This window comes from Mycobacterium sp. 134, from assembly GCF_048282715.1.
Lineage (GTDB): Bacteria > Actinomycetota > Actinomycetes > Mycobacteriales > Mycobacteriaceae > Mycobacterium > Mycobacterium septicum.
On record NZ_JBLVUN010000007.1, the window covers coordinates 59,014 to 82,207 of the forward strand.

Genomic DNA, 23,194 nt, shown 5'->3' on the forward strand with positions numbered 1-23,194 from the left:
AGTCTACGGTCGTCCGGTCTGGCCGCGAACTCAGAACAAGCCTTCACCCGTCGCCTCCTGCCACCATTGCTCAAACCCCGAGCGCTTCTTGGACTGCGCCCCGGCCGGGGCAGCGACGAACAGATGATCGGCGCCGTCCTCGGACCGATCCCGCAGGATGTGGCGCACGATGCCGTCGGCCCCGAGCACTCGCCTGCCCGGGCGAGCCGCGAGTTGATCGGACATGGCCGCGCGAGTGCCGGTGGCCACGACCTCAAGCGCACGAGCTGTGATGCCCCGCCCTCCGTTCTTCGCCGGGCGGACAACCCGACGCACCTCGTACAGGGACCACTGTGCGGAGGCCAGGCGGCCATGGAAGAGTGCCAGTGCCTCGCCCAGCCCTGCGTGCGCCACCAAGTCCGCCACGCTGCTGCCCACGATCAGGGTCTGCAACGGATTGATGCTGCGCGCAACGTATTCCAGGAACAGGGCATCGACGGCCAGCTGCGGTTCGCGGCGATAGCGCTCGACCACCTGGTCGCGGCCCGCCGCGCTTGACATTGAATATGGGCAGAAACCGCAGCAGCTTTTGGGAATCTCAACTCCCAGCACGTCGAGGACATACTGCGCGCAATCCCGGCGTGTCCAGCCCCAATCTTGCAGGGGGTACCAACCGGCCCGTAGAGCCGTGTCGTGCGTGCGATCCTTGTCCGACCGTGACTTCTCATCGGCCTCGAACCCCACGGCATGCCGGTACAGCTGACCCTTGGTGATCCGCGCGATCACCGGGTCAAGGGCATCACCCTTCGAATGCACCGAGCACAATCGCTTACCGCCGAGCTGGGGAAGTGTTGCTGCCGTGAGCATTTCATCACCCAAGGTGTAGAGGCCGTCCGCGTAGAGACGAGATGGCGACCGGGAATCATCAAGGACCACAACCCCGGCTCCGGCGCGCGTGGTGCGCCGCTGCGAGCGTGCCACCTGAATGAACCGCACCGACTGTTCCGCGAGCATCGGAATGACGAGCTGGGAAATGGCGTCGATCGTGGCCCGACTTTCGTGGCCGGTCATCGCCGTCACCACAGCCAGCTCTGAAAGGTCGAAGTCCCGCGAGGCCGGTTCGGTCAGCCAGCGCACGAGCATCGACGTGGAATCTAGACCCAGGCCGAACGAGGCCACAACCGTCGGCGCGGTCGCGCTGTCATCGAGTCCGCTGAGCCGGTCGATTGGACTAGCGGAATTGAAATCAACTGTTGCTAAGTGCATTTCGAAAAGTCCGTTCGTGTGACGTGTTGCCTATAGTCTACATTTAGATGTAGACTATAGGCAACAGCTCGAATGGAAGGCCTCAGCTACATGAGCGATCTCACCACTGACCAGCGATGGCTACTTTTCTTCATGGGTGGATGGATGATCCGCGACTGCCTGATCGACTCCACTGGCACAGACCGCCTGATGCAGTCCATGGCCGGGGGTTGCAACCACCAGCACCCCACCGGTGGGCCGGAATGGATGACCAGCTACGAGACGCGCAACGGCAAAGTGGTCTCCCCCGGACACGGCGATGTGCGCGTCGTTGTCTCCAAAGCTCAGATCAATGCCTACGCCCGCACACTGCCGACCTCGATTCGCGACGAACTCATCGCCGCTCGACGCGAGGAAGCAGACGAACGCAACCGCACGCTGGGCTGGTGCCACTGCCCGCACGCCCACGCCGCTCCGAACGCACACAGCGGCCCGTGCACCCGCTACCACCCCACCGACGCCGAAGACCGCGCGCACTACGAGGAAGCGGACCGGCTTCGCCGCATCACCACGGACATCATGCGCCGCGCCCTGCGCCTCGATGAGCAGGCCGAACAACTCGACCTATTCGCGTCCTGACCGCACCAAATCGCCACCACGACAAAGGAGTACGCCATGACAACAACAACCTACGTCGCCACCGTCGCCCCCTTCGAGACCGCCGCCACCGAGGACAGCGCCCCACTGGCCCGGATTCGCTACGTCAATGACAACCACACATTCGTCCGCGTGACGCGAGTGCAGCACGACGCCCTCGCCGATGTCACCGGCTACGGCATCGACTTCTGGCTGACCGTCGACACCCTGGCCCGGCAGGTGCACCGACACATCCTGGAGCTGATCGCAGCCCGGAAAAGCAACCATGTCACCAGCTTTCAGGAACTGTCGCCCGAACACCGCGAAAAGATCAACACATCACCCGAACTCGCAGACCTCGGCCCCACCGGCCTGATCTACCTCCATTTGCGAGTCACCGATCTGCTTCGGTTCGGCTAGCCCGACGCCAACGCTTCGCTCCGATTACATCGAGCACCACACCGCCCCGGGCGACGACCACCCCTGAACTGCTTCTGACTAAGCCCACCCCTACCGATAGGACCGCCCATCATGGCACTGACCCACCCCGTCGACCCCACCGACATCAACCTCGCCCTCCAGATCGGCATTGGCCCACAGCTGGAATGGCAACTTGACGCATCCGAACTCGAGCGCCGGCTCGACGCCGCCGCCTATGCCGCTGCGGCGATCCTCAACGCTGCGTTCTACGAAGCCGACCTCAGCGCCGCCGAGCGCGCAGAAGCCGAGCGGGCATACGCCCAGGCGCCGTATGCGATCAAAGAGAGCGCCCGCTGACGTCATGTGCACGCTCGACCCCGACATCGACTACACCCATCCCTACGGCGCGCGCGGCTACGGCCAGACGCTCTCGGCCCTGGCCGAGCTGCTCGACGCCGACTGGCACGTCGCTGACTCTGGTGGCGGCTGTCAGCTCATCGTCTCCGGCGTCCCGCTGGAGGGCGGCTACCGCATCCAGGTCTCCGACCGAGACGGCCCACTGTCGCACTACCCGCGGCGAGCACGCGCCTGCCGAGCCGGCCAAACCATCGGTTGGGCAGTTGGAATCTACAGCGCCTCAACCGACTACGCCGAACTGCACGGCTGGGCCGACACCGCCGACAACCACGCCGACATCGCCGCACTCGTCACGGCCGCACTCCAGGACTACCGCCGCCATCGCGGCGCAATCTGCAACTGCCCCACCCCTGAAAGGAACTGATCACCATGTCCCTCGCAGCGTTCGACAAGTGCGCTCGCTGGCACTTCGCCAATCCGCCGGCCACCTGGACCGTGCACAAGATCGACACCCGCACCTGGCACATCCGCACCATCGATGGAGCCGTCATCGACCGCTTCACCACCAAGCGTGCCGCCGAGCAGGCCCTCATCGACGGCACCTATGTGAAGCTGTGGCACGAGAAAACCGCCTGGTACATGGGCACCAGCACCGACCCGCGCGAGCGCGCCCTCACCGACGAGGAACGATCGATCATCAACGAGATTGTCGGCTACCTGAACCGCAACGCGACCACCTTCGAACAGGCCGCCGCCGACCAGGTGCGACGCGTGCGATTCCGCGACCGCGATCCCGACGACAACGAGACCTGGGACGCGACGCTCTTGCCCGAAGGACGCTGGCTGCTCCAAGGCGTGCACTGGTGGACCTTCGACGAGGCCGAACTCGAGTTCCTGGATACGCCGCAAAAAGCGCTGGGAGAGCAGCAGGTGCCCGATGAGCTTGACGAGCTCGTGGCAGCCTGCGACCACTGGGACAAAGTCATCGAGAGCGACTTGGCGACCAATGATGCCGAACACGACGCGGCCTTGAGGGTCATCGAGATAGCACGGCGTGTCGCTTCCCGGTCCCGTTTGGGCGCGAACGCGTAACTCCCCCACCCGTTTCGGGGCCGAACCAACGAGCGGTTCGGCCCCGAAAATGGTGACCGAAACACGACAATTAGCCCCTCTAGCATGTTGCCTATAGTCTACATTGACTGTAGACTATAAGTAACACCCGGTGAGAGTGACCGGGACGAAAGAGGGGACACACCAATGACTTCCATCGCCGAATACCGCCCGGCCCTCGGCAAGCGCCGCTTCTCGCACGACGACCTGGTCGCCGTCGACCTCTTCTCCGGCTTCGGAGGATTGACCAAAGGCATTGCGCAAGCGGGCTTTTCGACCATCTGCGCGGCCAACCACAACGAATACAAGATCTCCTTCTTTGGACACTTCACGGCTGTTTAAGCCTAACCTATCCCAACCTTGTACCGAGTCGGTTCGGTCGCCCCTACTGACCCGCGGTCATTCAAGTGTGAAGCCAGCGTTCGCAACGGTGGTGGCGATCTAACGCCTCGGACAGGTTGCCACTCGGACTTTGTCGTGAGGGAGATCAGTCGGCGGCGCCTGTGCATCGGTGCAGCTCGGTTCGTGACCAGCCGATTGGCAGGACGGTTGCGTGTTGCTCGACAAGGCCTCGCGCCGTGCACCGGGAAGCGATCGCCGGGGCTGGCACCACCGGCCGGCTGCCGATCGAGCCGGTGGCCACCCGCGGCACCCACGACAGTGCGCTGCGCAAAGCCGACCCGAACCCGCCCGGGAGGGTCGTGCTTCTCATAGCCGAGATGCTCGGTCATCTCCTCGTTCAGCGAGGTCTCCAGGACCGTCTTGGTGAGATGTTTGAGGAGCCCCTCCGGACCTGTCAGCGACAGGCCCTTCTCCTGGGCCAGCCGAACCAGCTCGACGGCTGCCTGCTGCGCTGCGGACTGCTCAGCCTTCTTCTTGGCCACATCATCCAGTGTCGTCATCACGGCGACCTTTCCCGCCGAGTTATCAGTAGCTGGTTCGATGGTGTATCCGACTGTTACCGAAGCGGTTTGGCTCTTGCGGGTGATTGTCGGAGTCAGTGTTATCTGTAATGGTGTTACCGATGGTGCATACGTCGAGGGTTCGGAATTCGGATACTGTGTCGGCTCCGGTTGAAAAGTGAGCAGGTAGTTCCGGTCGAAAAGTGAGCACCCTTCTGATTGGAGAGTGATCACTGTGGAGGATTGGGCGGAGATTCGCCGGCTGTATCGGTCGGAGAACCTGTCGCAGGCTGCGATCGCGAGACGGCTGTCGCTGTCGCGGAACACTGTGGCCAAGGCGATCAGTGCTGAGGCGCCACCACGGTATGAACGCGCACCGTCGACGGTGTCGGCGTGGGCGCAGATCGAGATGGCGGTGCGAGTGCTGCTCGGGCAGTATCCGACGATGCCGGCTACGGTCCTGGCCCAGCGGGTGGGCTGGACGGGCGGGCATTCCTGGTTCGCCGAGAACGTGGCTCGGATCCGCCCGGAGTACGCCCCGTCATAGCCCAGGTGCTCGGCCATCTCGGCATCCAGCGCCGTTTCCAGCACGTTCTTGGTCAACTGGTTCAGCAGCCCATTCGGGCCGACCAGCTCGACGCCTTGTTCCTTCGCTTGTGCGAGCAGCTGCTCCGCTAGCTGCCGTTGATCCAGGTCAATCGCCATAGATTCGAGTGTTTCTGACATCGTCAGTCCTCCCCGCCAAGCTCACGCTCGGCGTGTCAGACCAAGATCAGATCCACCGTTGTTCGGACAGTCCCCCCTCAACTCGCATAATCACGGCTCGAAACGGCGGGGATAGATCAGGTGGACTCAGTATCGGGGACTCGCCACTACCTATATGGCAATAGGTACAGAGGGCACTTTGTTCAACTCTCAGAATCATCTGTATTTATCTTAGGATACATGTATCTTACATTGAAATGCCTTGAAAATAAAGATATTTGAGTCGTTTTGAACATGTTCTTACTGATAATCTGCGCATCGCCCAGCGTGTCAGGGAGCAATGATCAGAACCTGTGGATGAGCCTTGGTAGGGCGGCGTGAATGTGGGCGCGCCTTCCCGGGGATGATCACAAGTCCAGTTCGTTTCTGATCAAGACCGGCGTTGGCGCGCTGGTTGGGAAGGCACGCCCGTGCTCACCGTAGTTCACGATGTCGCGCAGGCCAACGACACCCGCAGCGGTGCCGGTCGGTCGTTGTTGGATGAGATTGTCCGCGACGGTGCCCGGCAGATGCTGGCCGCCGCTTTGCAGGCCGAGGTCGCCGCCTATGTCGACCAGTTCGTCGATCAGGTCGACGAGAATGGGCACCGGCTGGTGGTCCGCAACGGCCACCACAACGTCCGGGAGGTGCTCACCGGCGCTGGGGCGATCGAGGTGAAGGCGCCGCGGGTCAACGACAAACGGGTCGATCCGGAAACCGGTGAGCGGCAACGATTCTCGTCGAAGATACTGCCGGCGTGGGCGCGTAAGTCCCCGCAGATGGCCGAGGTGCTGCCGTTGCTGTACCTGCATGGCCTGTCCAGCAGCGACTTCGGTCCGGCGTTGGAGCAGTTCCTCGGCTCGGGGGCGGGGCTCTCGGCTCCGGCGATCACCCGACTGACCGCGCAGTGGCAGGACGAGGCCGCCGCGTTCGGCCGCCGGGACCTGTCGGGCACCGATTATGTGTACCTGTGGGTGGACGGCATCCATCTCAAGGTCCGCCTGGAGCAGGACAAACTGTGCCTGCTGGTGATGCTGGGGGTGCGCGCCGACGGCCGCAAGGAACTGGTCGCGCTGACCGACGGGTACCGCGAATCAGCGGACTCGTGGGCGGATCTGCTGCGGGACTGCCGGCGCCGTGGCATGCGCGCCCCGGTGCTCGCGGTCGGGGACGGTGCTCTGGGGTTCTGGAAAGCGGTCCGTGAGGTGTTCCCCGATACCCGTGAGCAGCGGTGCTGGTTTCACAAGCAGGCCAATGTCCTTGCCGCACTACCGAAGTCGGCGCATCCGGGGGCGATCGCGGCGATGCGGGAAATCGCGGGCGCCGAGGACATCGACCACGCGCAGGTCGCGGTCAAAGCCTTCGAACTGGACTACGGCGCCAAGTTCCCCAAGGCCGTGGCCAAGATCGTTGACGACCTCGATGTGCTGCTGGAGTTCTACCACTATCCCGCCGAGCACTGGGTACATCTGCGCACCACCAATCCGATCGAGTCGACCTTCGCCACGGTCCGGTTGCGCACCAAGGTCACCAAGGGGCCGGGTTCCCGCGCGGCGGGTATCGCCATGGCCTACAAGCTCATTGACGCCGCACAAGCCCGCTGGCGGGCGGTGAACGCCCCGCACCTGGTCGCCCTGGTCCGGGCCGGAGCGGTGTTCCACAAAGGCAAACTGCTCGAACGACCCGTCGACATCACCCCACCCGAACCGGCCGACAACCCGGCCACCCCGACCGGAACGGAGGTCGCCTGAAAAACACCAATCCACAGGTATTGACAATTACTCCGTGTCAGGCCAGAAACACCGTTAGATCCACAGTCCCCACCCCTGACAGCAACCCACGCTGGGAGTGCTGCTATAGCGATGCGCAACCAGTATTGACGTGCGGTTCGTCGCTACGTGACCGCCGATGCCTCGGTGATTGCGTGCCTGCGCCGGGGATCGTGCCGGCTGTTCTTCTACTGACCGGCTCGCCTAAGGTCATCAAACGATGGTGGCGCGATCGGTGGTGTTGTTCGTGGTCGCGGCGATCGCAGAGATTGGTGGCGCCTGGTTGGTGTGGCAGGGCGTCCGTGAGCACCGCGGCGGGGTGTGGATCGCCGGTGGTGTTGCTGCCTTGGGCCCGTACGGGTCAGCGGATAGTGGTGACGGCTGCGTCGTGTTCGCTAATGCCGTCGGTGGTGATGTGCCATACCTGTGCTGATGCGATGTCGAAGAACAGCCCGACGACGTGTAGGTTTCCGGCGCGCATGGCGGTTGCCAGGAGGGGGTGCTGGCGGAGGGTACGCATCTGGATAGCGACGTTGACCATGGCGAGTTGGTCTGCGGCAGTATCGAATCCAGCCGCCTGTGCCGCCCGGGCTACGGGGTGGTCGGCCTGGTATTCCAGCATGGTGGGCGTGGCGTGGCCGAGCCAGTCGTAGATGGAGTCTGAAACCCCGGAGCTGTTGTCGAGCAGGGTTGCCATCGCGGCGCATCCCGAGTGACCGCACACGATGATCGATCCGATATCCAGTTTTTCGACGGCGAAGGCGAGGGCGGCTTCGATCGAGTCGTCGGAGTGGTCTTCGGGGATCAGATTGCCGATGTTTCGGATGGTAAAGAGGTCGCCGGGTCCGCTGCTGGTGATGATGTTGGGCATGACGCGTGAATCGGAGCAGGCGATGAACAACGATGTGGGTCGTTGCTCGGTGTGCAGATCCTGCAGGTGCTCACGCAGCAGGGGTGCTTGCCGCCGGTGGTAGTGCGAGATTCCATCGAGCACCGGGCGCAGACCAGCGGGAATGTCGCTGGGCGTGGCTGCGGCGTTGTCGTTGGTGGGTTGGCGCGTTTTCCAGGGGGCCAGGCCGTGGGCGAGGGCGGCGCGCACGTGACGTCGTGGGGGTTGTTGCGTGGATGCGGCCAGGGCGGCCGCGCCGATATCGTCGATGAGGATGATCCCGCCGGACTGCTGGTGCCGGCGTACCCATTCTTCGATGACCTCGGCCGCCGCGTGATCGATGTAGTCGGCGGTGAGTTCGATTCTGACTGTCGATCCGGGGGGCACGGTGGCGAGCACCCCCGAGAGCTTGGGCAGTGCGAGGAAGCTACACGTTCCTTCGATGACCAGGTGCCAATCGGTGCCGGTATGAGAGCTGACCGGTTCGGCATAGATCACAGCGCTAGCCGCCCGCCACAGGACCAGGCCCACGGCCACGGCCAGTCCAATGAGGACGCCTTCGAGCAAGTTGAGGAACAGGACACCGGCGATGGTGCTGGCGTAGACCCACAGGTCCCCGGTTCGATGGGCGAGACGGATATGTGCGAGCTTGACCAGTTGCGCGCCGATGACGATCAGCAGACCAGCCAGGGCGGCTTTGGGGATTTGTTGCACCACGCCCAGGAGTAGGACGGAGAACAGCAGGACCCAGATGCCGTGCAGGATCGTCGATGCGCGGGTCTTGGCGCCGGCGGCGACGTTGGTGGCGCTGCGCACGATGACCCCGGTGATAGCGAGCCCGCCCAGCGCGCCGGACACCATGTTGGCCGCGCCCTGCCCGATGAGTTCGCGATCGAGGTCGGATTTGGGGCCGGAGTGCATTTTGTCGACCGCGACCGCCGACAGCAGGCTTTCGACGCTGGCGATCAGCGCCACGGTGAGCACGCCGGTGGCGAATGCGGCCCAGTTTCCGTCGGGCAGGCTGGGCAGGGCGATGGCATCGAAGATGGAGCCGTTGAGGGTGATGCGTTCGCTGCTGACCGGCAGGATCAGTGACAGCACGGTGGCGGTAACAACGGCGACCAGTGCTGCTGGGATTTGGGTGAGGCGGCTGGGCAGTCGTTTCCACACGACCATGATCGCGATCACGGTTGCACCGATGAACGCGTCGCTGAGGTGCATGTTGAGCAGCTGATTGGGCAACTGGGTGAGATTGAGCCATACCGAACTGCGGGAAGTGCCGCCCAACAGGACGTGCAGTTGCTGTAGGGCGATGGTCAGTCCGATCCCGGCTAGCATGGCATGAACCACCACCGGTGAGATGGCCAGCGCGCCGCGGGCGACCCGGCTGAGCCCCAGCAGGATCTGTATCGCCCCGGCGGCCACTGTGATCGCGCAGGTGACGCCCCAGCCGAATTGGTTGATCAGTCCGGCCATCACAACGGTCAGTCCGGCGGCAGGGCCGCTGGCCTGCAGCGGAGACCCGCCGACCGCTCCGGCGACCACTCCGCCGACCACCGCCGCGATCAAGCCCGCCATGATCGGCGCGTTGGAGGCCACGGCGATGCCCAATGACAAGGGCAACGCGACCAGAAACACCACCAGCGACGCCGGCACGTCGTGGCGGATGATGTCGCGCAGGCGCGCGCCCACTGACCGATCGTCAGAGAACGACGACGGGTTTGTCCGCGACGAGCGATCGTCGACTTTGCTTAGCATGGTCGTCCTTCATGGTCGGTTGGCCCCGGGCGGCGGACCCGTCCGTATTCGGGGACAACGCGTTGGATGCTGAGTGTGCTTACCGGCCGCGCTGGGTTGAGTGAGGCCGTGTGACTGTCGATCTGCGTCCAACGTGCGTTGGACTATGTTGCAAGACAGCGGATTTAATCTGCGTGTCTGTGAAAGATGTTGGAATGCGGTCAATCATCGAGCACAGTCAGCGTTGAATGCGCCGTCTTACTGCTGTGCGCGAGCGTATTGACGGCCCGCCCCGGGTGTCAATACTGCTGCGGCGAGCCCATAGCGAACCCATATCTTCAGTCCGCACAGGTCGGCGGAACGCGTTGCCGGCATACCCGGTGGGTGGGTCGAGTTTGTATGTATCCGACATGAGCTTGGCGTCGACGTTAGCGAAACTGCTTACGTTAGAAGCGCATAACGTGAGTTGGCTGACTGCTCACGCTCAAGTAGCGACGAAGGATGTGCATCGGTGCGCGTTGCGGGAACTATTGGCAAGGGTGTGGCCGCCGCCACGCTGATCGGGGCATTGGGCATACCGATGGCCGCGTCCGCTGCTGCCGTGCCGACGGCGCAGTCGTCGTCGGCGGAGACCATTAGCGAGCTGCAGGCCGATGGCTACAACGTCATTGTCAATAAGGTCGGAGATGCGGCTATCGGTCGATGCAACGTCGCTGCCGTGCGGAAAGGCCAGATTATCAAGGGGACGTGGTTGCAGCGCATACCCGGACGGGTCAGTAGTTCTGGCCGCTACTCAACGGTCTACGTCGACCTGATGTGCAAAGCCTGATCACCGCCTGCGTGATATGGAATTCGTACGGCCGCGGCACGTGATAGACGGAGCGGCAACGCTTTTAAGGCGATGATCGCCGGGGGCTGGACGCTGAGGGCGGTTACTGCTCCGTGTTGATGGTCCTCAAATTTTCGAACAGACCGGCTAGCCCTGACGCGGAATGTAGTGCGCAATACGGGGTGCGCCACGGCAGTGGTGTTCGTGTGCGGAGCTGGCGAAAAAACACCACGCCGCTGGCCGGGACGCCGAAAAAGTTCCATTTAAGCGGCGAAACCCATTGTCCGCGGTCACCTCTCGCTCGCCCCATGACGATGGTTGTCGAGCCGATGCGATCGGCCTGGACGGGACCTGCGTCGCGGAGGGCTTGGGTGGTCACGGCCCGAGCCCTCCGCTGCGATCAGTGATGACCGCCGTGGTGGCCACCGTGATGACCGTAACGTCCTGTGTCCCCGAATAATTGGCCGAAAAAGCTCTGTCGAGGACGTTCGTAGCCGGCCGGTGGATATTGTTGTGGGGCATATTGGGGCGTGGCTGGCTGTTGCGGGGCGGCGTAGAACCTGCCCTCCGCTTCGACAAGTGACTCTAGCTCGCCGCGATCGAGAAAAATTCCGCCGCAGCCGGTGCACTGATCGATGGTGACGCCGAATCGCTGCAGCGGCAGCATTTGTGACACACATCGCGGGCACAGCAGTGGTGACTCAACATCCCTCGCCGTCTTGTTGTCAGCCATTGTTCGTCGCTCCTTCGGTTCTATTCGTGTTGTCACCACAGTAACCATTCCTGTGGACCTTGCCAGGGTCGGAGCGGCCAGCAGCTGTGGTGCCGTGATCAATGCGGCGCCAGGGAGTTTCACGCGCGGGGCGAGCTGCACACGTGGCAACTGCTTGAGAGGTCAGGGGTCGGCGTCGAGTCCGAGCCTGGTGGTGATCGATTCGAGTTCTCGTGCCAGCACACTGGTCCATACTTTGAAGTTGCGCCCGCCGGGCAGCTCGAGAAATTCGAGGTTGATGCCTGCGGTGCGGGCGACCGGTATCACCGTCGCCGCGGCGGCGCGGCTGGTCGCGTCATCGGTGCCGACCACCACGGCACTCGCCGTCGCGGGATAGCGGTGGGTTGTCATCAAGGTCAGCGGAGCCACACGGTCGAATGCGGCGCCATCGCCGCCGAAGAGCTCGCTGATCGTGTCACGGCGGTCGCCCAGGCTCGGCTCGGCGTCGCCGGACAGATCCAAAAACGTCGGATAGACCAGCGGAAAATTGGTGGCCAACTGCAATGAGCAGGTGCCGCCATAGGAATAGCCGCCCACAGCCCATGCCCGGGGCTCGGTGTCGACCTGCGGGTGCGTCTTGATCCAGGCCGGCACGTCGAGAGCCAAATAGGTAGCCGCGCGGCCGCGGCGGGAATCCATACACAACGGATTGGCGAATTGGCTACCGGTGCCATCGGCGATGACAACCACCGGTGCCAGCCCGTTGTGCAGTGCGGCGTACCCGCCCATCGTCGCAGTCAGACCCCCCGCTGAGCCAATCCCGCGGGCCGCCGGGCTGGCTGGCGATGAGCACGAGCACTGGCAGCTGAGGCCGCGGATCATTGAAATACGCTGGAGGCAAATAGATTTCGGCGGGACGGCCGGAGAATTCGGAAATCGCGCCCGGAATGAGCGCGGTCGCCACCGTGCCACGCACTGGCAACCCGGCGGGTTTATCCCAGCGGGCGAGCAGCGGGTGGACGTCGTCGGAAGGAGCTGACCGCGACGGCGGTAGCGCGGTCAGCGGTATCTCCTCGTCCCGGTCGATCTGCAATGCATCGCGCACCGTCACGTAGGCGGCGAAGGAAGCATCTACCTGGTTGGCGCACTCGGTGACAACCATCAACACCGCAGCGACGCTGAGCAGACCCTCCCATGGGGTTGGGTGGGGCGAGCGCCCACACCAGCCCACATCAGCACCTGCGGATCCAGCTCATCGGGGAAGGGGCGCCATACCCGCGTGAACACCAACCCGAGCACAGCGGTGACCACGGCCGTTAGCAGCAGGCACGCCGTAGCAGTCCGCCACTGGCGCCGTAGCTCCCAGACAACCAGCCACACACCGGCTGCCATGCCCGCCGCGGCGATTGCGGCAGGAGTCGGCCCGCTGAGCAAGGACAGGTCCAGCAATCGATTCGCAGCCGAACCCATCAGAGGCGAAAACCTTTCCGGCCGCGCATCGCAACAGCTGGCGGCGGGGTCACACTCACCGGCGCCATGGTACGGGCGCGCGTACCGACCCCGATGGGGTCCATGGTCAACGCCGCGCGCCGGTCGGCGTCGACGGTGGGGCACCGCCGTGTCTTGGGGTGGGGGGTAGCTGACTTACGCAGCTCGCCGCCGAGAAAGGGCCGGCTGCTCCGGTCGCGCGGACCTCATCGGACCCCTAGGATGCACATCTGAATACATATTCAGTTTAAGGTGGGTACTGGTGAGCGTCGCGAACATGGACGGGTGTGCGCTGCGGGTAGTCGACGCCGAGCGCGTCGCCATGGTGCGCTCGACGATGCCCGGCCAGGCCACGGTCACGGCCCTGGCCGATGTGTTCGCTCTGCTGAGCGATCCGGGGCGTCTGCGGTTGATCGTGAGTTTGTTGGAAGCCGGGGAGCTGTGTGTCTGCGACCTCGCAGCGACCTCAGACATGACCGAATCGGCCGTCAGTCATGCCCTGCGACTGTTGCGGGCCAACCGCATCGTTAGCGTGAGCCGACGGGGTCGGATGGCCTACTACCGCCTCGACGACCCCCACGTACGGACGCTGCTCGCGCTGGGACTGAGCCACACCGCACACACCACCGCCATCGACCAGATCTGCATCGACCTGCCCCGCCCCCACCACCAGCAAGGATCGCGATGACCACAGACGCCCACGAGGACAGCCACGGCCACGGCCACGACGACAGCCACGGCCACGACGACAGCGACGGTCACAGTCATGGCGGCGATCAGTTGACCGCGCCCGGTAGAGGGCATGCTCACGGCGGCCACGGTGGGCATTCCCATGGCGTCAGCGCCGACGCTGACCGCCGGTTGTTGTGGATCGCACTGGCCCTGTTGGTCGGTTTCATGGTGCTCGAGGTCGTGGTGGCGACCTTGTCCAGTTCACTGGCTTTGTTGTCGGACGCCGGTCACATGCTCTCCGATGTCGGCGCGATCGGCGCTTCGCTGTGGGCGATGAACCTAGCCGCCCGCCCAGCCCAGGGACACATGACATTCGGCTACAAGCGCGCCGAAATTCTGTCAGCGGCCGGTAACGGCATCACCCTGCTGGTGGTGTCCGGCATCGTCACGGTCGAGGCGGTTCAGCGGCTCATCAAGCCCCCGGCCGTGGAGGGCGGCCCGGTGCTGATCGTGGCCTTGGTCGGCGTGGTCGTCAACATTGTCGCAGCGTGGGTGCTGGCCAAAGCCAACCGGTCTAGCCTCAACGTGGAGGGCGCGTTCCAACACATCGTGACCGACCTCTACGGGTTCATCGGCACCGCGATCGCCGGTGTAGTCGTCCTGACCACCGGATTCACCCGCGCCGACGCGATCGCCTCCCTGGTGGTGGTGGGATTGATGCTCAAAGCAGCCTGGGGCCTGCTGCGCGAATCCGGGCATGTCCTGCTCGAAGGTGCACCGAAAGGTATTGACCTCGACGAGATTCGTGCCCATCTGCTTGGTGTCGATCATGTGCTCGATGTGCACGACCTGCACGTGTGGACTCTGACTTCAGACTTGCCCGCTCTGTCAGCACATATCGTGATCGAGCAGGCCTGCTTCACTGACAGCCATGCCCCGCAACTGCTCGACACCTTGCAAGATTGCCTGATCGGCCACTTCGACGTGGAACACTCCACGCTGCAGCTTGAGCCCGCGGGCCACTCTGACCACGAGGTCGGCGCACATCCCTGACCTCGGCCGCGCAGGCGCCACACGGTGGGCAGACGCCGACCTTGGCAACCGTGACGCAACGTACGACACAGCCGGGTAGGGTTGATCGATCCGGGGCCGAAGACCCTCACGCCAGCGTCTGAGAGACGCCAACCCCGCGCTGGCGCGGGTGCCTAACAACAAGAGCACTGCATTTGGAGGATCTGTTGGTAGCCGAAGCGCCCCCAATCGGAGAACTCGAGGCTCGTCGCCCGTTCCCGGAGCGTATGGGACCCAAGGGCAACCTGATCTACAAGCTGGTCACCACCACCGATCACAAGCTGATCGGCATCATGTACTGCGTCGTCTGCTTCGTGTTCTTCTTCATCGGTGGCCTGATGGCGCTGTTCATGCGCACCGAGCTGGCCTTGCCGGGACTGCAATTCCTGTCTAACGAGCAGTTCAACCAGCTGTTCACCATGCACGGCACGGTGATGCTGCTGTTCTACGCGACCCCGATCGTGTTCGGGTTCGCCAACCTGGTGCTGCCGCTGCAGATCGGCGCCCCCGACGTGGCGTTCCCACGTCTGAACGCCTTCTCGTTCTGGCTGTTCCTGTTCGGCGCGATGATCGCCATCGCCGGCTTCATCACCCCCGGTGGTGCCGCTGACTTCGGCTGGACCGCCTACTCGCCGCTGACCGACGCGATCCACTCGCCCGGTGCGGGTGGCGACCTGTGGATCGTCGGCCTGGCCGTCGGTGGTCTGGGCACCATCCTCGGCGCCGTCAACATGGTCACCACCGTGGTCTGCATGCGCTGCCCGGGTATGACCATGTTCCGTATGCCGATCTTCACCTGGAACATCCTGGTGACCTCGATCCTGGTGCTGCTGGCCTTCCCGTTGCTGACCGCCGCGCTGTTCGGCCTGGCCGCCGACCGCCACCTGGGCGCTCACATCTACGACCCCGCCAACGGCGGCGTCCTGCTGTGGCAGCACCTGTTCTGGTTCTTCGGGCACCCCGAGGTGTACATCATCGCGCTGCCGTTCTTCGGCATCGTGTCGGAGATCTTCCCGGTGTTCTCCCGTAAGCCGATCTTCGGTTACACCACCCTGATCTACGCGACGCTCGGTATCGCCGCCCTGTCGGTCGCGGTGTGGGCGCACCACATGTACGCCACCGGCGCCGTGCTGCTGCCGTTCTTCTCCTTCATGACGTTCCTGATCGCGGTCCCGACCGGTATCAAGTTCTTCAACTGGATCGGCACCATGTGGAAGGGCCAGTTGACCTTCGAGACGCCGATGCTGTTCTCGGTGGGCTTCCTGATCACCTTCCTGCTCGGTGGTCTGTCGGGCGTGCTGCTGGCCAGCCCGCCGCTGGACTTCCACGTGACGGACAGCTACTTCGTCATCGCGCACTTTCACTACGTGCTCTTCGGCACGATTGTGTTCGCCACCTACGCGGGCATCTACTTCTGGTTCCCGAAGATGACGGGCCGCCTGCTCGACGAGCGCCTGGGCAAGCTGCACTTCTGGCTGACCTTCATCGGCTTCCACACCACCTTCCTGGTGCAGCACTGGGTCGGTGACGAGGGCATGCCGCGCCGTTACGCCGACTACCTGCCCACCGACGGCTTCACCACGCTGAACGTGATCTCGACCATCGGTGCCTTCATCCTGGGCCTGTCGACGCTGCCGTTCGTGTGGAACGTGTTCAAGAGCTGGCGTTACGGCGAGCCCGTCGTGGTCGACGACCCGTGGGGTTACGGCAACTCGCTGGAGTGGGCCACCAGCTGCCCGCCGCCGCGGCACAACTTCACCGAGCTGCCCCGGATCCGTTCGGAGCGCCCGGCGTTCGAGCTGCACTACCCGCACATGGTCGAGCGGATGCGCGCCGAAGCGCACATCGGTCGATCGCACCACTAGAAATCAGCCGACCCGCCCGCGCCTAAGGCGCGGTTGCCTGCATTGCGGCGGTGGTTTTTCGCTGATGGCGGGCGGCCAGTCATAGGCTGGCCCGCAGCGCTGTCAGCGTCGCGCGTTCGCGTGAGGCGTCGGCGACCATCGTGCGTGCCAACGCGATCGCCGGCGGATACTTGCCAGCCCGGATTTCTTCCTGAGCCGGCGCGGTCACGGAGTCTCCGAACGTCAGCATTCATTGGATGAACAACGCCCCGGCGGTACCGGGGTCCGCGGAGGCCAACGCGCGGAGATCGTCCTGCCCAGATGTCGCGCCGGGGCCAGCAACTGGCGCAGGAGCAGCTGGCGTAAAGCCCCACTGCAGCATCCAACCCTGCAATTGCCGCGGTTGCCCATCTTGGGTTGCCCGCACCCTCCGGGCCAGATCACGAATCCGGGGGTCGATGCCTGGTTTACCGAGAACGATGTCGCTGGCCGCCACAGCCGACGCGGTCAGCGTCAGTGCTTCCCGCGCGAACAGCACATCGGTGTGATCATGGCTTTCTCCGGCGGGGAGCGACACCGGCGCCGGCGCCCCGCGGTCGGCGGGCGCCGAACGCTCGCAACCCAGCACCGAGCTCGCCACCCCTAACACGGCCGCTGCCGCGGCGCAGCGATGAATCACCGATGCCTCCGTCATCGTGGGCGGGCCGATGGACGCCGGGGCGATCCACCCGGGATCGGCCAAGACCCACTGTGGTCGGGCAGGGGGGTCATTGGAGGTGTTTGCCTGAGCGCCCGTGGCGCGCCAGGATGATTCCAACTGCCGCCAAGCCGATCATGGCGCCGACGATAATCCCCAGTGTCGGGGCGCTGATCCCGCGGGCATTGCCGATGTCGGCGTCGTCATAGCTATGGGTGGTTGGCCGTGCCGGGATGCCTGCTGGCGGCGCAGGTGATGACGGCGCGGTTGTGTGCACACCAGGATCGGCTGCGACCGGTGGCGGCGCGGCCGCCGGCCACAATGCCAGCGTCGCCGCGAGCGCGGCCGCTGCCAGTACTCGCCCAGCCGGCCGGGCCGCGGGGGGCATCCTCGCTGATCTCACCGGTCCAGCGTAGTGCCGGCGGGTTTATCTGGGGTCGGATCGATCTTGGTGTGTACGGCTGTTCCCTGTTGGGGGTGCGGCGTTGTTGAGGCCGAATCGGAAACAGTTGGCGCCATAGGTGTTTCCAATTAGGTGTGTGCTGACCTGGAGAGGCGCCATGAACCAGTGCGGCTGGAGGTGTCTTACTTGGTTGGTTCGGGCCGGCGTAGGTGGTCTTGGTCGATCATGAAGGTATGGACGTGCTCGAACACTCTGTCACCGAGATGTGTTGCGTCGTGTCCGAGGTGGTCGTCGCTGGTTGTGGCGGAATCGTGCGTGTGGGCGATTTCTTCGGGATCGTGGCGTGGCCAGGCGAAGATGGCGGCGATCGCGTCTGCTGTGGCGATGCCGGCCAGGATCGACCAGGTGGTGGTGAAGCCGAGAAGCGATGCGCCCCAGCCGGCGATCGGATAGGTCAGTAGCCAGCACAGGTGTGAGAGCGAGAACTGGGCAGCGAAGATCGCGGGTCGGTCCGAGGGCGCCGATGATCGGCGCAATACCCTGCCGACGGGCGTGAGGATCAGGCTCATGCCTGAGCCGATGAGCCACCAAATGACCAGGGACATCTCCGAGAGGTGCGGGCCAGCGGCCATCGATAGTTTGATGGCGCCGGTAGCTCCGATGAGTAACGGTGCTGCGCCGCAGAACATCACGGTCTGTTCGGGGATGCGTTGTAGGACCGGTGGCAGCAGCAGCGCCACGATCATGGTGCCGGTGCCCGATGCGGCCAGTAGTCAGGCGACGTCGGCTTGTGGGCGGCCGAGAGCGTCGCGGACGTAGTTGACGGTGGTGACCATCACGATGGAGCCGCATCCGGCGACCACCAGGTCCAGGCTGGGTACTCCGCGCAGCCTAGGGGTGGCGGCGAAGATGCGGATGCCGGCGGCGGTGCGCTCCCAGATGTTTCCGCGGCTGCTGGGAGTGGCGTTGGGGATGTGGGAGCTGATCACGAGCGCAGCGGAGAGTAGGAATCCGACGACGGTGCCGGCGAACAGCCAGTGGAAACTCATCACGGTCAGCGCGAGCGCGGCGAGTACGGGGCTGAGCAGGCTTTCGATGGTCGATGCCAGTTGGGAGGCCGACAGTGCTTGGGTGTAGTCGTTTTCGTTGGTCACCACATCGGGGATCACGGCCTGGAAGGTGGGGACTAACCCGCGATGAGCACGAGCACTGGCAGCTGAGGCCGCGGATCATTGAAATACGCTGGAGGCAAATAGATTTCGGCGGGACGGCCGGAGAATTCGGAAATCGCGCCCGGAATGAGCGCGGTCGCCACCGTGCCACGCACTGGCAACCCGGCGGGTTTATCCCAGCGGGCGAGCAGCGGGTGGACGTCGTCGGAAGGAGCTGACCGCGACGGCGGTAGCGCGGTCAGCGGTATCTCCTCGTCCCGGTCGATCTGCAATGCATCGCGCACCGTCACGTAGGCGGCGAAGGAAGCATCTACCTGGTTGGCGCACTCGGTGACAACCATCAACACCGCAGCGACGCTGAGCAGACCCTGCCACAGGGTGGCAGGGTCTGCTCAGCGTCATCGCCAACGGCGTGCGCGCCGGCCGCGTCAAACCACTGACGACGATCCAATCGCGCGTCCCAGCGACAACGGTTTCTCAGGATCAATATGCGGGGTGAACCCAGCGCCCGTCACCGCACCCGTCCTCCCGGAATCCACGCTCTGGTGATGGCACGGACCATCAACCTCGGCACGCCGCGCAACCAGGTACCTACGCCCGATCACTCCCATTGGCCGGCTGCGATACCGTCCATCATCGTGGCCGCATCCCTGCTGGTGGCTGTCGGAACGGTTCTCGGGCCCAGCTCCTCATGGTCACGTCTGCTGATCGCTGTCGGCGGTGGATTGGCTGTGGTGGCGGCCAGTCGGCACGATGACGACTGGGCAGGTCGAGCCTTGGGCGCATTGTTGGCTGACGGAGCCCAGCATCAGTCCGGTGAATCCGCCATGGCCGCGCGACCCGACCACCAGGAGATCGGCGTCGGCGGCTGCGTTGATCAGGACCTGGGCGGGCGGGCCCTGCTGCACTATCGGTGTGACGCTGACGCCTTCGGTGTCGATGGAGGCGCCGGCGAGCGCTGCGCTCAGGGTTTGGTGGGCCGCCTCGGAGAGCGGTTCGTGAAGCCGCTCGAGCGCTAGGTGGCCGAGGTAGCCCTGGTGATAGGGCAGCTGCCAAGAGAGCACGGCGCGCAGATCGCAACCGCGGCGCCGGGCCTCATCGAGAGCCCAGCGTAGCGCCGCCAGCGAGCCGGGCGATCCGTCGACACCTGCCGTAATCGTAGACATCAAGTCTCCTCTTCCTCTGCGTTATCGAGCTGGATGCGGCGTGGGCTTGGCCGAGCCGACGCTGCTCATCGTTCGAAAATTCTTGCGGCTCAACGGTTATCCGGTGGAGCGGTGGGTCGGGCCCTGCGGGTCGTCGCAGTACGGGTCGGCGGTGGTGTCGCCGAATGGGATGGAACCGGGCTCGACGTGGTCGACCTGCTGCGTGGCAGTCGCGTCCGGGCTCGACAAGTACGTGCGCCGACAGTGCCGGTGAGCCCGAGGTGATCTCCCAGATGTGCAGGTCGTGCACCTCGACCACCGAGTCGCGCGTGGCCATGGCCTGTCCGATCGTGGTGGGGTCGAGGTGTTTGGGGGCGGGCCTCCAGGACGATCCGGGTGGACGCGCGGACCAGCCCGATGGCCCGATGCCGGCTTTGACCATCAGCGCGACCACGATCAGCGTGGCGATCGCGTCGGCCCGCCAGAATCCGGTGAGCAGGATGATCCCGCCGGCGACTGCGGTGGCCATGAACGCGAACAGGTCGTTGAGGATGTGCTGGAAGGCGCCTTCGGCGTTGAGGCTGGTGCGGTTGGCCCGCCTGATCATCCAGGACGCGGCGATCTTGACGACGATGCCCACCAGTGCGGTGATCAGCACCAGGGTGCCGGTCACCTCTGGGGGGTGGATCAGTCGGCGGATGGCCTCATAGTCAAGCCACGCCGCCAGCAGCAGCAGGGTCAGTCCGTTGGCTTGGGTGGAGAGGATTTCGACTCGTTTCCACCCGTGGGTCATCTGCCCTGCCGCCGGTCGTGCGGCAAGCCGGATCGCCCGCAGCGCCAACACAATCGAGGCCGCGTCGGTCAGCATGTGTGCGGCATCGGAGATCAACGCCAACGAGCTGGCCATCACACCGACGACCACCTCGCCGAGCATGAACGCCACGATGACGACCAGCGCCCCGGTCAACCAGCGTCGATCAGCATCGGCAGAGGCCCCGTGCGCATGCCCGCGCTCGGTGCTCACGGCCGACGCCCAATCCTCGAAACCACAGACACAAACTATGCATGTATTGCTATATATGCAATAGCTGGTTGGTTGATCTTCCGGCCGGTGGTCGGAATGTTTGTCGCCGCGGCGAGCCGACATCCCAGGTCAGATCGAGTAGGAATTGCACATGGGCCACATCCCTTCGATAGCACGCGGGATATCACGATGAGTAAACATCACACTGCGGCGGGGTCGAACCGGTGGAAGAAGCTGTTGACGCTGTTGGCTGCCGCGTCGTTCGCGGTCGGCCTGATCGCCAACGTGCTGAAACTGTCCCATGCCGACTGGGTGTTTGTGGTGTCGCTGGCCACCGGGGGTCTGCCGGTGGGGCTGGCGGCCACGCGCGGCCTGGTCCGGGGCAGAATCACGATCAATCTGCTGGTGACGGTCGCTGCGCTGGGGGCGTTGTATCTCGGCGAGGTCGTCGAGGCCGCGGCGGTCGTGTTCTTTTTCGCGTTGGCCGAGGCGTTCGAAGAGTTCGGGGAAGCGCGGTCGCAGCGGGCCGTGGCCGCGCTGATTGAACACTCTCCCACCGTCGCCCGCCTCACAGACGGTCGTGAAATGCCGGTCGATCAGGTCCAGCCGGGCACCATCATCGCCGTTCGCCCCGGCGACACGGTGCCGCTGGACGGCGTCGTGGTTGCCGGTGAGTCGTCGATCGATGAGGCGGCTATCACCGGAGAAGCCGTACCGAAGGAAAAGTACCGGGGGCAGACCGTGTTTGCCGGCACGTCGAACCAGAACGGCTATCTGGAGATCGAAGTCGCCACCAGCGCCGCGAACAGTGTGTTGGCGAGAATCGTCACGCTGATCGGGCAGGCCCAGAAATCGCGGCCGGACATACAGAATTTCCTGGACCGGTTCGCCAGTTACTACATTCCTGCCGCCGTCGGCGTGGCGGTGCTGGTGGCGGTCGTGCCGCCGCTGCTGTTCCACCAGCCCTTCGGCGCGTGGTTTACCCGGGCCTTGATTCTGCTGGTGCTGGCCTGTCCGGACGCGCTGGTCGTGTCGGCGCCGGTGGCGGTGGCCGCAGCCATCGGCGGTGCGTCCAGGAAAGGCGTTCTGATCAAAGGCGGCCGTTCCCTGGAGGTCCTGAGCAAGGTCAAGGCCGCTGCCTTCGACAAGACCAAGACGTTGACTGTCGGCGTACCGGCCGTCAGCGACGTCGTGGCCTTGCACGGCGCTACCGAATCTGACGTGCTCGGCGACGCCGCCGGCCTGGAGAAGTTCTCATCGCACCCGCTGGCCGAGGCCATCGAGCAGCGCGCCGCAGAACGGGGCGTGACGGCGCACGACATGGATACGTTTGCCAACGTCGCCGGGCGCGGGGCGAGCGCCAACTGCCTGGTCTGCACCACCACCGAACACGCCATCGGCAACCTGGCCCACATCGGCGCCAACGCCACCACCTGTGAGGAGGTGCTGCGGGAAGTGGACCGGCTCGAGTCAGCCGGGCAGACCGCTGTACTCGTCAGCGAAGGCTCAACCGTCATCGGCGTGATCGGCATCACCGACGAGCTGCGGCCCGAAACGCCGGCCGTGATCACCGCGTTGCGCAAGCTCGGCGTCACCCCGGTCATGCTCACCGGCGATAACCAGCGCGCGGCACACGCCGTGGCCCGACGTGTCGGCATCAGCGACGCGTACGGCGGGCTGCTGCCTGAGCAGAAGGCCGATCTGATCGACACCCTGCAAACCACCTACGGCACGGTGGCCATGATCGGCGACGGGGTCAACGACGCGCCCAGCCTGGCCCGCGCCGACGTGGGCATCGCCATGGGCGGCGGATCCGATGTCGCGATCGAGACCGCAGACATCGCCCTGATGAACGACGCGATCGCGGCCATCCCCTACCTGCTGCACCTGGGGCAGACCACGTTTCGGGTGATCAAACAGAACGTGTACGGATCACTGATCGTCAAAGCACTGATACTCATCACCGGCATCGCCGGCCTGACCGGGTTGAGCCTGGCCGTCGCCATCGACGCTGTCACAGCGATCCTCGTGGTACTCAACGGATTACGGCTCTTCGGCACCGGTAGTACGCCAGTCCGCGGACTGGCGGCTGTTCCTCAATTTCGCCAGCTATAGCAAAGGTTGGTGTGTTGCGACCGTGGCTGGTCGCGACTGGCGGTGGGATGGATGTCGTGGTTGGTGTCCGCCTGCGCGGATTCAACGTCGCAGTTTTCGCGAGCCGTGGCGTTCTCAACATAGACCGACGGCGTGCAGGTCGTTGGGACCGCGAACAGCTCATCGGAGGCAAGCCCCTTGGGGCTCATAAGTAGAGCGCTGCGTACCCACGCGCGTCAACGCCCGAATCCCTAT

General features: G+C 64.5%; 26 protein-coding genes and 4 pseudogenes. 14 read left to right on the top strand and 16 right to left on the bottom strand.

Translation table 11 applies throughout. The annotated features are described in order from the left end of the window. Nucleotides 1-30 precede the first annotated feature (30 nt). The gene (locus tag ACNQVK_RS04065) at nt 31-1,122 is read right to left on the bottom strand and encodes a hypothetical protein (protein ID WP_079261746.1); all 1,092 of its coding nucleotides are present in this window, start codon (nt 1,120-1,122) and stop codon (nt 31-33) included. 213 nt (nt 1,123-1,335) lie between these two features. Here ACNQVK_RS04065 and ACNQVK_RS04070 point away from each other — a divergent pair, with 213 nt between their 5' ends. The 6 genes from ACNQVK_RS04070 to ACNQVK_RS04095 all read left to right on the top strand — a co-directional run bounded on the left by ACNQVK_RS04070 (nt 1,336) and on the right by ACNQVK_RS04095 (nt 4,089). Beyond that, nucleotides 1,336-1,863, top strand: coding sequence for a hypothetical protein (locus ACNQVK_RS04070; RefSeq protein ID WP_016895279.1), 528 nt, complete (start codon nt 1,336-1,338; stop codon nt 1,861-1,863). 36 nt (nt 1,864-1,899) lie between these two features. Beyond that, the gene (locus ACNQVK_RS04075) at nt 1,900-2,280 is read left to right on the top strand and encodes a hypothetical protein (protein ID WP_016895278.1); all 381 of its coding nucleotides are present in this window, start codon (nt 1,900-1,902) and stop codon (nt 2,278-2,280) included. Nucleotides 2,281-2,391: 111 nt separating this feature from the next. Next, nucleotides 2,392-2,637 (top strand): hypothetical protein, encoded by a 246-nt coding sequence (locus tag ACNQVK_RS04080; RefSeq protein ID WP_016895277.1) that lies wholly within the window; start codon nt 2,392-2,394, stop codon nt 2,635-2,637. Nucleotides 2,638-2,641: 4 nt separating this feature from the next. Beyond that, nucleotides 2,642-3,061 carry a hypothetical protein gene (locus ACNQVK_RS04085; RefSeq protein ID WP_016895276.1) on the top strand — a complete coding sequence of 140 codons (420 nt, stop codon included), beginning with the start codon at nt 2,642-2,644 and terminating at the stop codon, nt 3,059-3,061. 71 nt (nt 3,062-3,132) lie between these two features. Next, a complete protein-coding gene (locus tag ACNQVK_RS04090) occupies nt 3,133-3,729 on the top strand; it encodes a hypothetical protein (RefSeq protein WP_418028595.1) in 597 nt (198 codons plus the stop codon). Nucleotides 3,730-3,894: 165 nt separating this feature from the next. Further along, a complete protein-coding gene (locus ACNQVK_RS04095) occupies nt 3,895-4,089 on the top strand; it encodes a DNA cytosine methyltransferase (RefSeq protein ID WP_016895274.1) in 195 nt (64 codons plus the stop codon). 296 nt (nt 4,090-4,385) lie between these two features. Here ACNQVK_RS04095 and ACNQVK_RS04100 read toward each other — a convergent pair. Then, nucleotides 4,386-4,652, bottom strand: a pseudogene (locus tag ACNQVK_RS04100) (transposase); the annotation flags it as partial. Nucleotides 4,653-4,884: 232 nt separating this feature from the next. Between ACNQVK_RS04100 and ACNQVK_RS04105 the strand changes: the two are divergent. Beyond that, nucleotides 4,885-5,193, top strand: a pseudogene (locus ACNQVK_RS04105) (IS21 family transposase); the annotation flags it as partial. Here the strand turns inward: ACNQVK_RS04105 and ACNQVK_RS04110 are convergent. Beyond that, nucleotides 5,190-5,354: pseudogene (locus ACNQVK_RS04110) on the bottom strand (IS256 family transposase); the annotation flags it as partial. The pseudogenes ACNQVK_RS04105 and ACNQVK_RS04110 overlap by 4 nt on opposite strands. A gap of 470 nt (nt 5,355-5,824) precedes the next feature. Here ACNQVK_RS04110 and ACNQVK_RS04115 point away from each other — a divergent pair. Both ACNQVK_RS04115 and ACNQVK_RS04120 read left to right on the top strand, forming a co-directional pair. Continuing rightward, nucleotides 5,825-7,144 carry an IS256 family transposase gene (locus ACNQVK_RS04115; RefSeq protein ID WP_016894482.1) on the top strand — a complete coding sequence of 440 codons (1,320 nt, stop codon included), beginning with the start codon at nt 5,825-5,827 and terminating at the stop codon, nt 7,142-7,144. A gap of 238 nt (nt 7,145-7,382) precedes the next feature. Beyond that, nucleotides 7,383-7,523: pseudogene (locus ACNQVK_RS04120) on the top strand (hypothetical protein); the annotation flags it as partial. Here the strand turns inward: ACNQVK_RS04120 and ACNQVK_RS04125 are convergent. Beyond that, a complete protein-coding gene (locus tag ACNQVK_RS04125; protein WP_025997235.1) occupies nt 7,524-9,809 on the bottom strand; it encodes a SulP family inorganic anion transporter in 2,286 nt (761 codons plus the stop codon). Between the two features lie 490 nt (nt 9,810-10,299). On the opposite strand from ACNQVK_RS04125, the gene ACNQVK_RS04130 reads away from it, so the two are divergent. Then, nucleotides 10,300-10,617, top strand: a complete 318-nt coding sequence (locus tag ACNQVK_RS04130; protein WP_235621854.1) for a hypothetical protein — start codon at nt 10,300-10,302, stop codon at nt 10,615-10,617. A gap of 400 nt (nt 10,618-11,017) precedes the next feature. On the opposite strand, the gene ACNQVK_RS04135 is transcribed toward ACNQVK_RS04130, so the two are convergent. The 4 genes from ACNQVK_RS04135 to ACNQVK_RS04150 form a co-directional block, all read right to left on the bottom strand. Next, a complete protein-coding gene (locus ACNQVK_RS04135) occupies nt 11,018-11,350 on the bottom strand; it encodes a zf-TFIIB domain-containing protein (RefSeq protein ID WP_079261741.1) in 333 nt (110 codons plus the stop codon). Nucleotides 11,351-11,512: 162 nt separating this feature from the next. Beyond that, nucleotides 11,513-12,118, bottom strand: coding sequence for an alpha/beta hydrolase-fold protein (locus ACNQVK_RS04140; RefSeq protein ID WP_025997234.1), 606 nt, complete (start codon nt 12,116-12,118; stop codon nt 11,513-11,515). Further along, entirely contained in the window at nt 12,051-12,491 is a 441-nt protein-coding gene (locus ACNQVK_RS04145; protein WP_052584159.1) for a hypothetical protein, read from the bottom strand. The genes ACNQVK_RS04140 and ACNQVK_RS04145 overlap by 68 nt, the downstream gene beginning before the upstream one ends. Further along, the gene (locus tag ACNQVK_RS04150) at nt 12,491-12,799 is read right to left on the bottom strand and encodes a hypothetical protein (protein WP_052584168.1); all 309 of its coding nucleotides are present in this window, start codon (nt 12,797-12,799) and stop codon (nt 12,491-12,493) included. Before ACNQVK_RS04150 ends, ACNQVK_RS04145 begins: the two co-directional genes overlap by 1 nt. Before the next feature lie 280 nt (nt 12,800-13,079). On the opposite strand from ACNQVK_RS04150, the gene ACNQVK_RS04155 reads away from it, so the two are divergent. From ACNQVK_RS04155 to ctaD, 3 genes are all read left to right on the top strand, one after another. Next, nucleotides 13,080-13,505, top strand: a complete 426-nt coding sequence (locus tag ACNQVK_RS04155) for an ArsR/SmtB family transcription factor (RefSeq protein WP_198528231.1) — start codon at nt 13,080-13,082, stop codon at nt 13,503-13,505. Then, nucleotides 13,502-14,542, top strand: a complete 1,041-nt coding sequence (locus ACNQVK_RS04160) for a cation diffusion facilitator family transporter (protein WP_016895268.1) — start codon at nt 13,502-13,504, stop codon at nt 14,540-14,542. The genes ACNQVK_RS04155 and ACNQVK_RS04160 overlap by 4 nt, the downstream gene beginning before the upstream one ends. Before the next feature lie 185 nt (nt 14,543-14,727). Beyond that, nucleotides 14,728-16,425, top strand: a complete 1,698-nt coding sequence (gene ctaD, locus ACNQVK_RS04165; protein WP_025997232.1) for a cytochrome c oxidase subunit I — start codon at nt 14,728-14,730, stop codon at nt 16,423-16,425. A 79-nt stretch (nt 16,426-16,504) separates the two neighbouring features. On the opposite strand, the gene ACNQVK_RS04170 is transcribed toward ctaD, so the two are convergent. From ACNQVK_RS04170 to ACNQVK_RS04205, 8 genes are all read right to left on the bottom strand, one after another. Continuing rightward, nucleotides 16,505-16,633 (bottom strand): hypothetical protein, encoded by a 129-nt coding sequence (locus ACNQVK_RS04170; protein WP_255789124.1) that lies wholly within the window; start codon nt 16,631-16,633, stop codon nt 16,505-16,507. A 21-nt stretch (nt 16,634-16,654) separates the two neighbouring features. After that, the gene (locus ACNQVK_RS04175; RefSeq protein ID WP_016895265.1) at nt 16,655-17,146 is read right to left on the bottom strand and encodes a DUF305 domain-containing protein; all 492 of its coding nucleotides are present in this window, start codon (nt 17,144-17,146) and stop codon (nt 16,655-16,657) included. Between the two features lie 25 nt (nt 17,147-17,171). Further along, entirely contained in the window at nt 17,172-17,504 is a 333-nt protein-coding gene (locus tag ACNQVK_RS04180) for a hypothetical protein (RefSeq protein ID WP_131722428.1), read from the bottom strand. A 182-nt stretch (nt 17,505-17,686) separates the two neighbouring features. Continuing rightward, a complete protein-coding gene (locus ACNQVK_RS04185) occupies nt 17,687-18,250 on the bottom strand; it encodes an MFS transporter (RefSeq protein ID WP_016895263.1) in 564 nt (187 codons plus the stop codon). A 27-nt stretch (nt 18,251-18,277) separates the two neighbouring features. Beyond that, a complete protein-coding gene (locus ACNQVK_RS04190) occupies nt 18,278-18,673 on the bottom strand; it encodes a hypothetical protein (protein WP_016895262.1) in 396 nt (131 codons plus the stop codon). Nucleotides 18,674-18,690: 17 nt separating this feature from the next. Next, a complete protein-coding gene (locus tag ACNQVK_RS04195) occupies nt 18,691-19,023 on the bottom strand; it encodes a hypothetical protein (protein WP_100511992.1) in 333 nt (110 codons plus the stop codon). Nucleotides 19,024-19,371: 348 nt separating this feature from the next. Next, nucleotides 19,372-19,842 (bottom strand): universal stress protein, encoded by a 471-nt coding sequence (locus ACNQVK_RS04200; RefSeq protein WP_052584160.1) that lies wholly within the window; start codon nt 19,840-19,842, stop codon nt 19,372-19,374. Next, a complete protein-coding gene (locus tag ACNQVK_RS04205) occupies nt 19,772-20,845 on the bottom strand; it encodes a cation diffusion facilitator family transporter (protein ID WP_235621855.1) in 1,074 nt (357 codons plus the stop codon). Before ACNQVK_RS04205 ends, ACNQVK_RS04200 begins: the two co-directional genes overlap by 71 nt. On the opposite strand from ACNQVK_RS04205, the gene ACNQVK_RS04210 reads away from it, so the two are divergent. Next, nucleotides 20,825-22,960, top strand: coding sequence for a heavy metal translocating P-type ATPase (locus ACNQVK_RS04210; protein ID WP_131722419.1), 2,136 nt, complete (start codon nt 20,825-20,827; stop codon nt 22,958-22,960). The two genes, ACNQVK_RS04205 and ACNQVK_RS04210, sit on opposite strands and share 21 nt — an antisense overlap. Nucleotides 22,961-23,194: the final 234 nt, after the last annotated feature.

Bases quoted from the DNA above. Each gene is read 5' to 3' on its own strand.
- ACNQVK_RS04150 (WP_052584168.1), bottom strand. From the start codon at position 12,799: ATGGGTTCGGCTGCGAATCGATTGCTGGACCTGTCCTTGCTCAGCGGG.
- ACNQVK_RS04085 (WP_016895276.1), top strand. From the start codon at position 2,642: ATGTGCACGCTCGACCCCGACATCGACTACACCCATCCCTACGGCGCG.
- ACNQVK_RS04125 (WP_025997235.1), bottom strand. From the start codon at position 9,809: ATGCTAAGCAAAGTCGACGATCGCTCGTCGCGGACAAACCCGTCGTCG.
- ACNQVK_RS04145 (WP_052584159.1), bottom strand. From the start codon at position 12,491: ATGGTTGTCACCGAGTGCGCCAACCAGGTAGATGCTTCCTTCGCCGCC.
- ACNQVK_RS04185 (WP_016895263.1), bottom strand. From the start codon at position 18,250: ATGATCGTGGCGCTGCTGCTGCCACCGGTCCTACAACGCATCCCCGAA.
- ACNQVK_RS04075 (WP_016895278.1), top strand. From the start codon at position 1,900: ATGACAACAACAACCTACGTCGCCACCGTCGCCCCCTTCGAGACCGCC.
- ACNQVK_RS04160 (WP_016895268.1), top strand. From the start codon at position 13,502: ATGACCACAGACGCCCACGAGGACAGCCACGGCCACGGCCACGACGAC.
- ACNQVK_RS04200 (WP_052584160.1), bottom strand. From the start codon at position 19,842: ATGTCTACGATTACGGCAGGTGTCGACGGATCGCCCGGCTCGCTGGCG.
- ACNQVK_RS04070 (WP_016895279.1), top strand. From the start codon at position 1,336: ATGAGCGATCTCACCACTGACCAGCGATGGCTACTTTTCTTCATGGGT.
- ACNQVK_RS04135 (WP_079261741.1), bottom strand. From the start codon at position 11,350: ATGGCTGACAACAAGACGGCGAGGGATGTTGAGTCACCACTGCTGTGC.
- ACNQVK_RS04095 (WP_016895274.1), top strand. From the start codon at position 3,895: ATGACTTCCATCGCCGAATACCGCCCGGCCCTCGGCAAGCGCCGCTTC.
- ACNQVK_RS04080 (WP_016895277.1), top strand. From the start codon at position 2,392: ATGGCACTGACCCACCCCGTCGACCCCACCGACATCAACCTCGCCCTC.
- ACNQVK_RS04140 (WP_025997234.1), bottom strand. From the start codon at position 12,118: ATGGGCGGGTACGCCGCACTGCACAACGGGCTGGCACCGGTGGTTGTC.
- ACNQVK_RS04210 (WP_131722419.1), top strand. From the start codon at position 20,825: ATGCCCGCGCTCGGTGCTCACGGCCGACGCCCAATCCTCGAAACCACA.
- ACNQVK_RS04065 (WP_079261746.1), bottom strand. From the start codon at position 1,122: ATGCTCGTGCGCTGGCTGACCGAACCGGCCTCGCGGGACTTCGACCTT.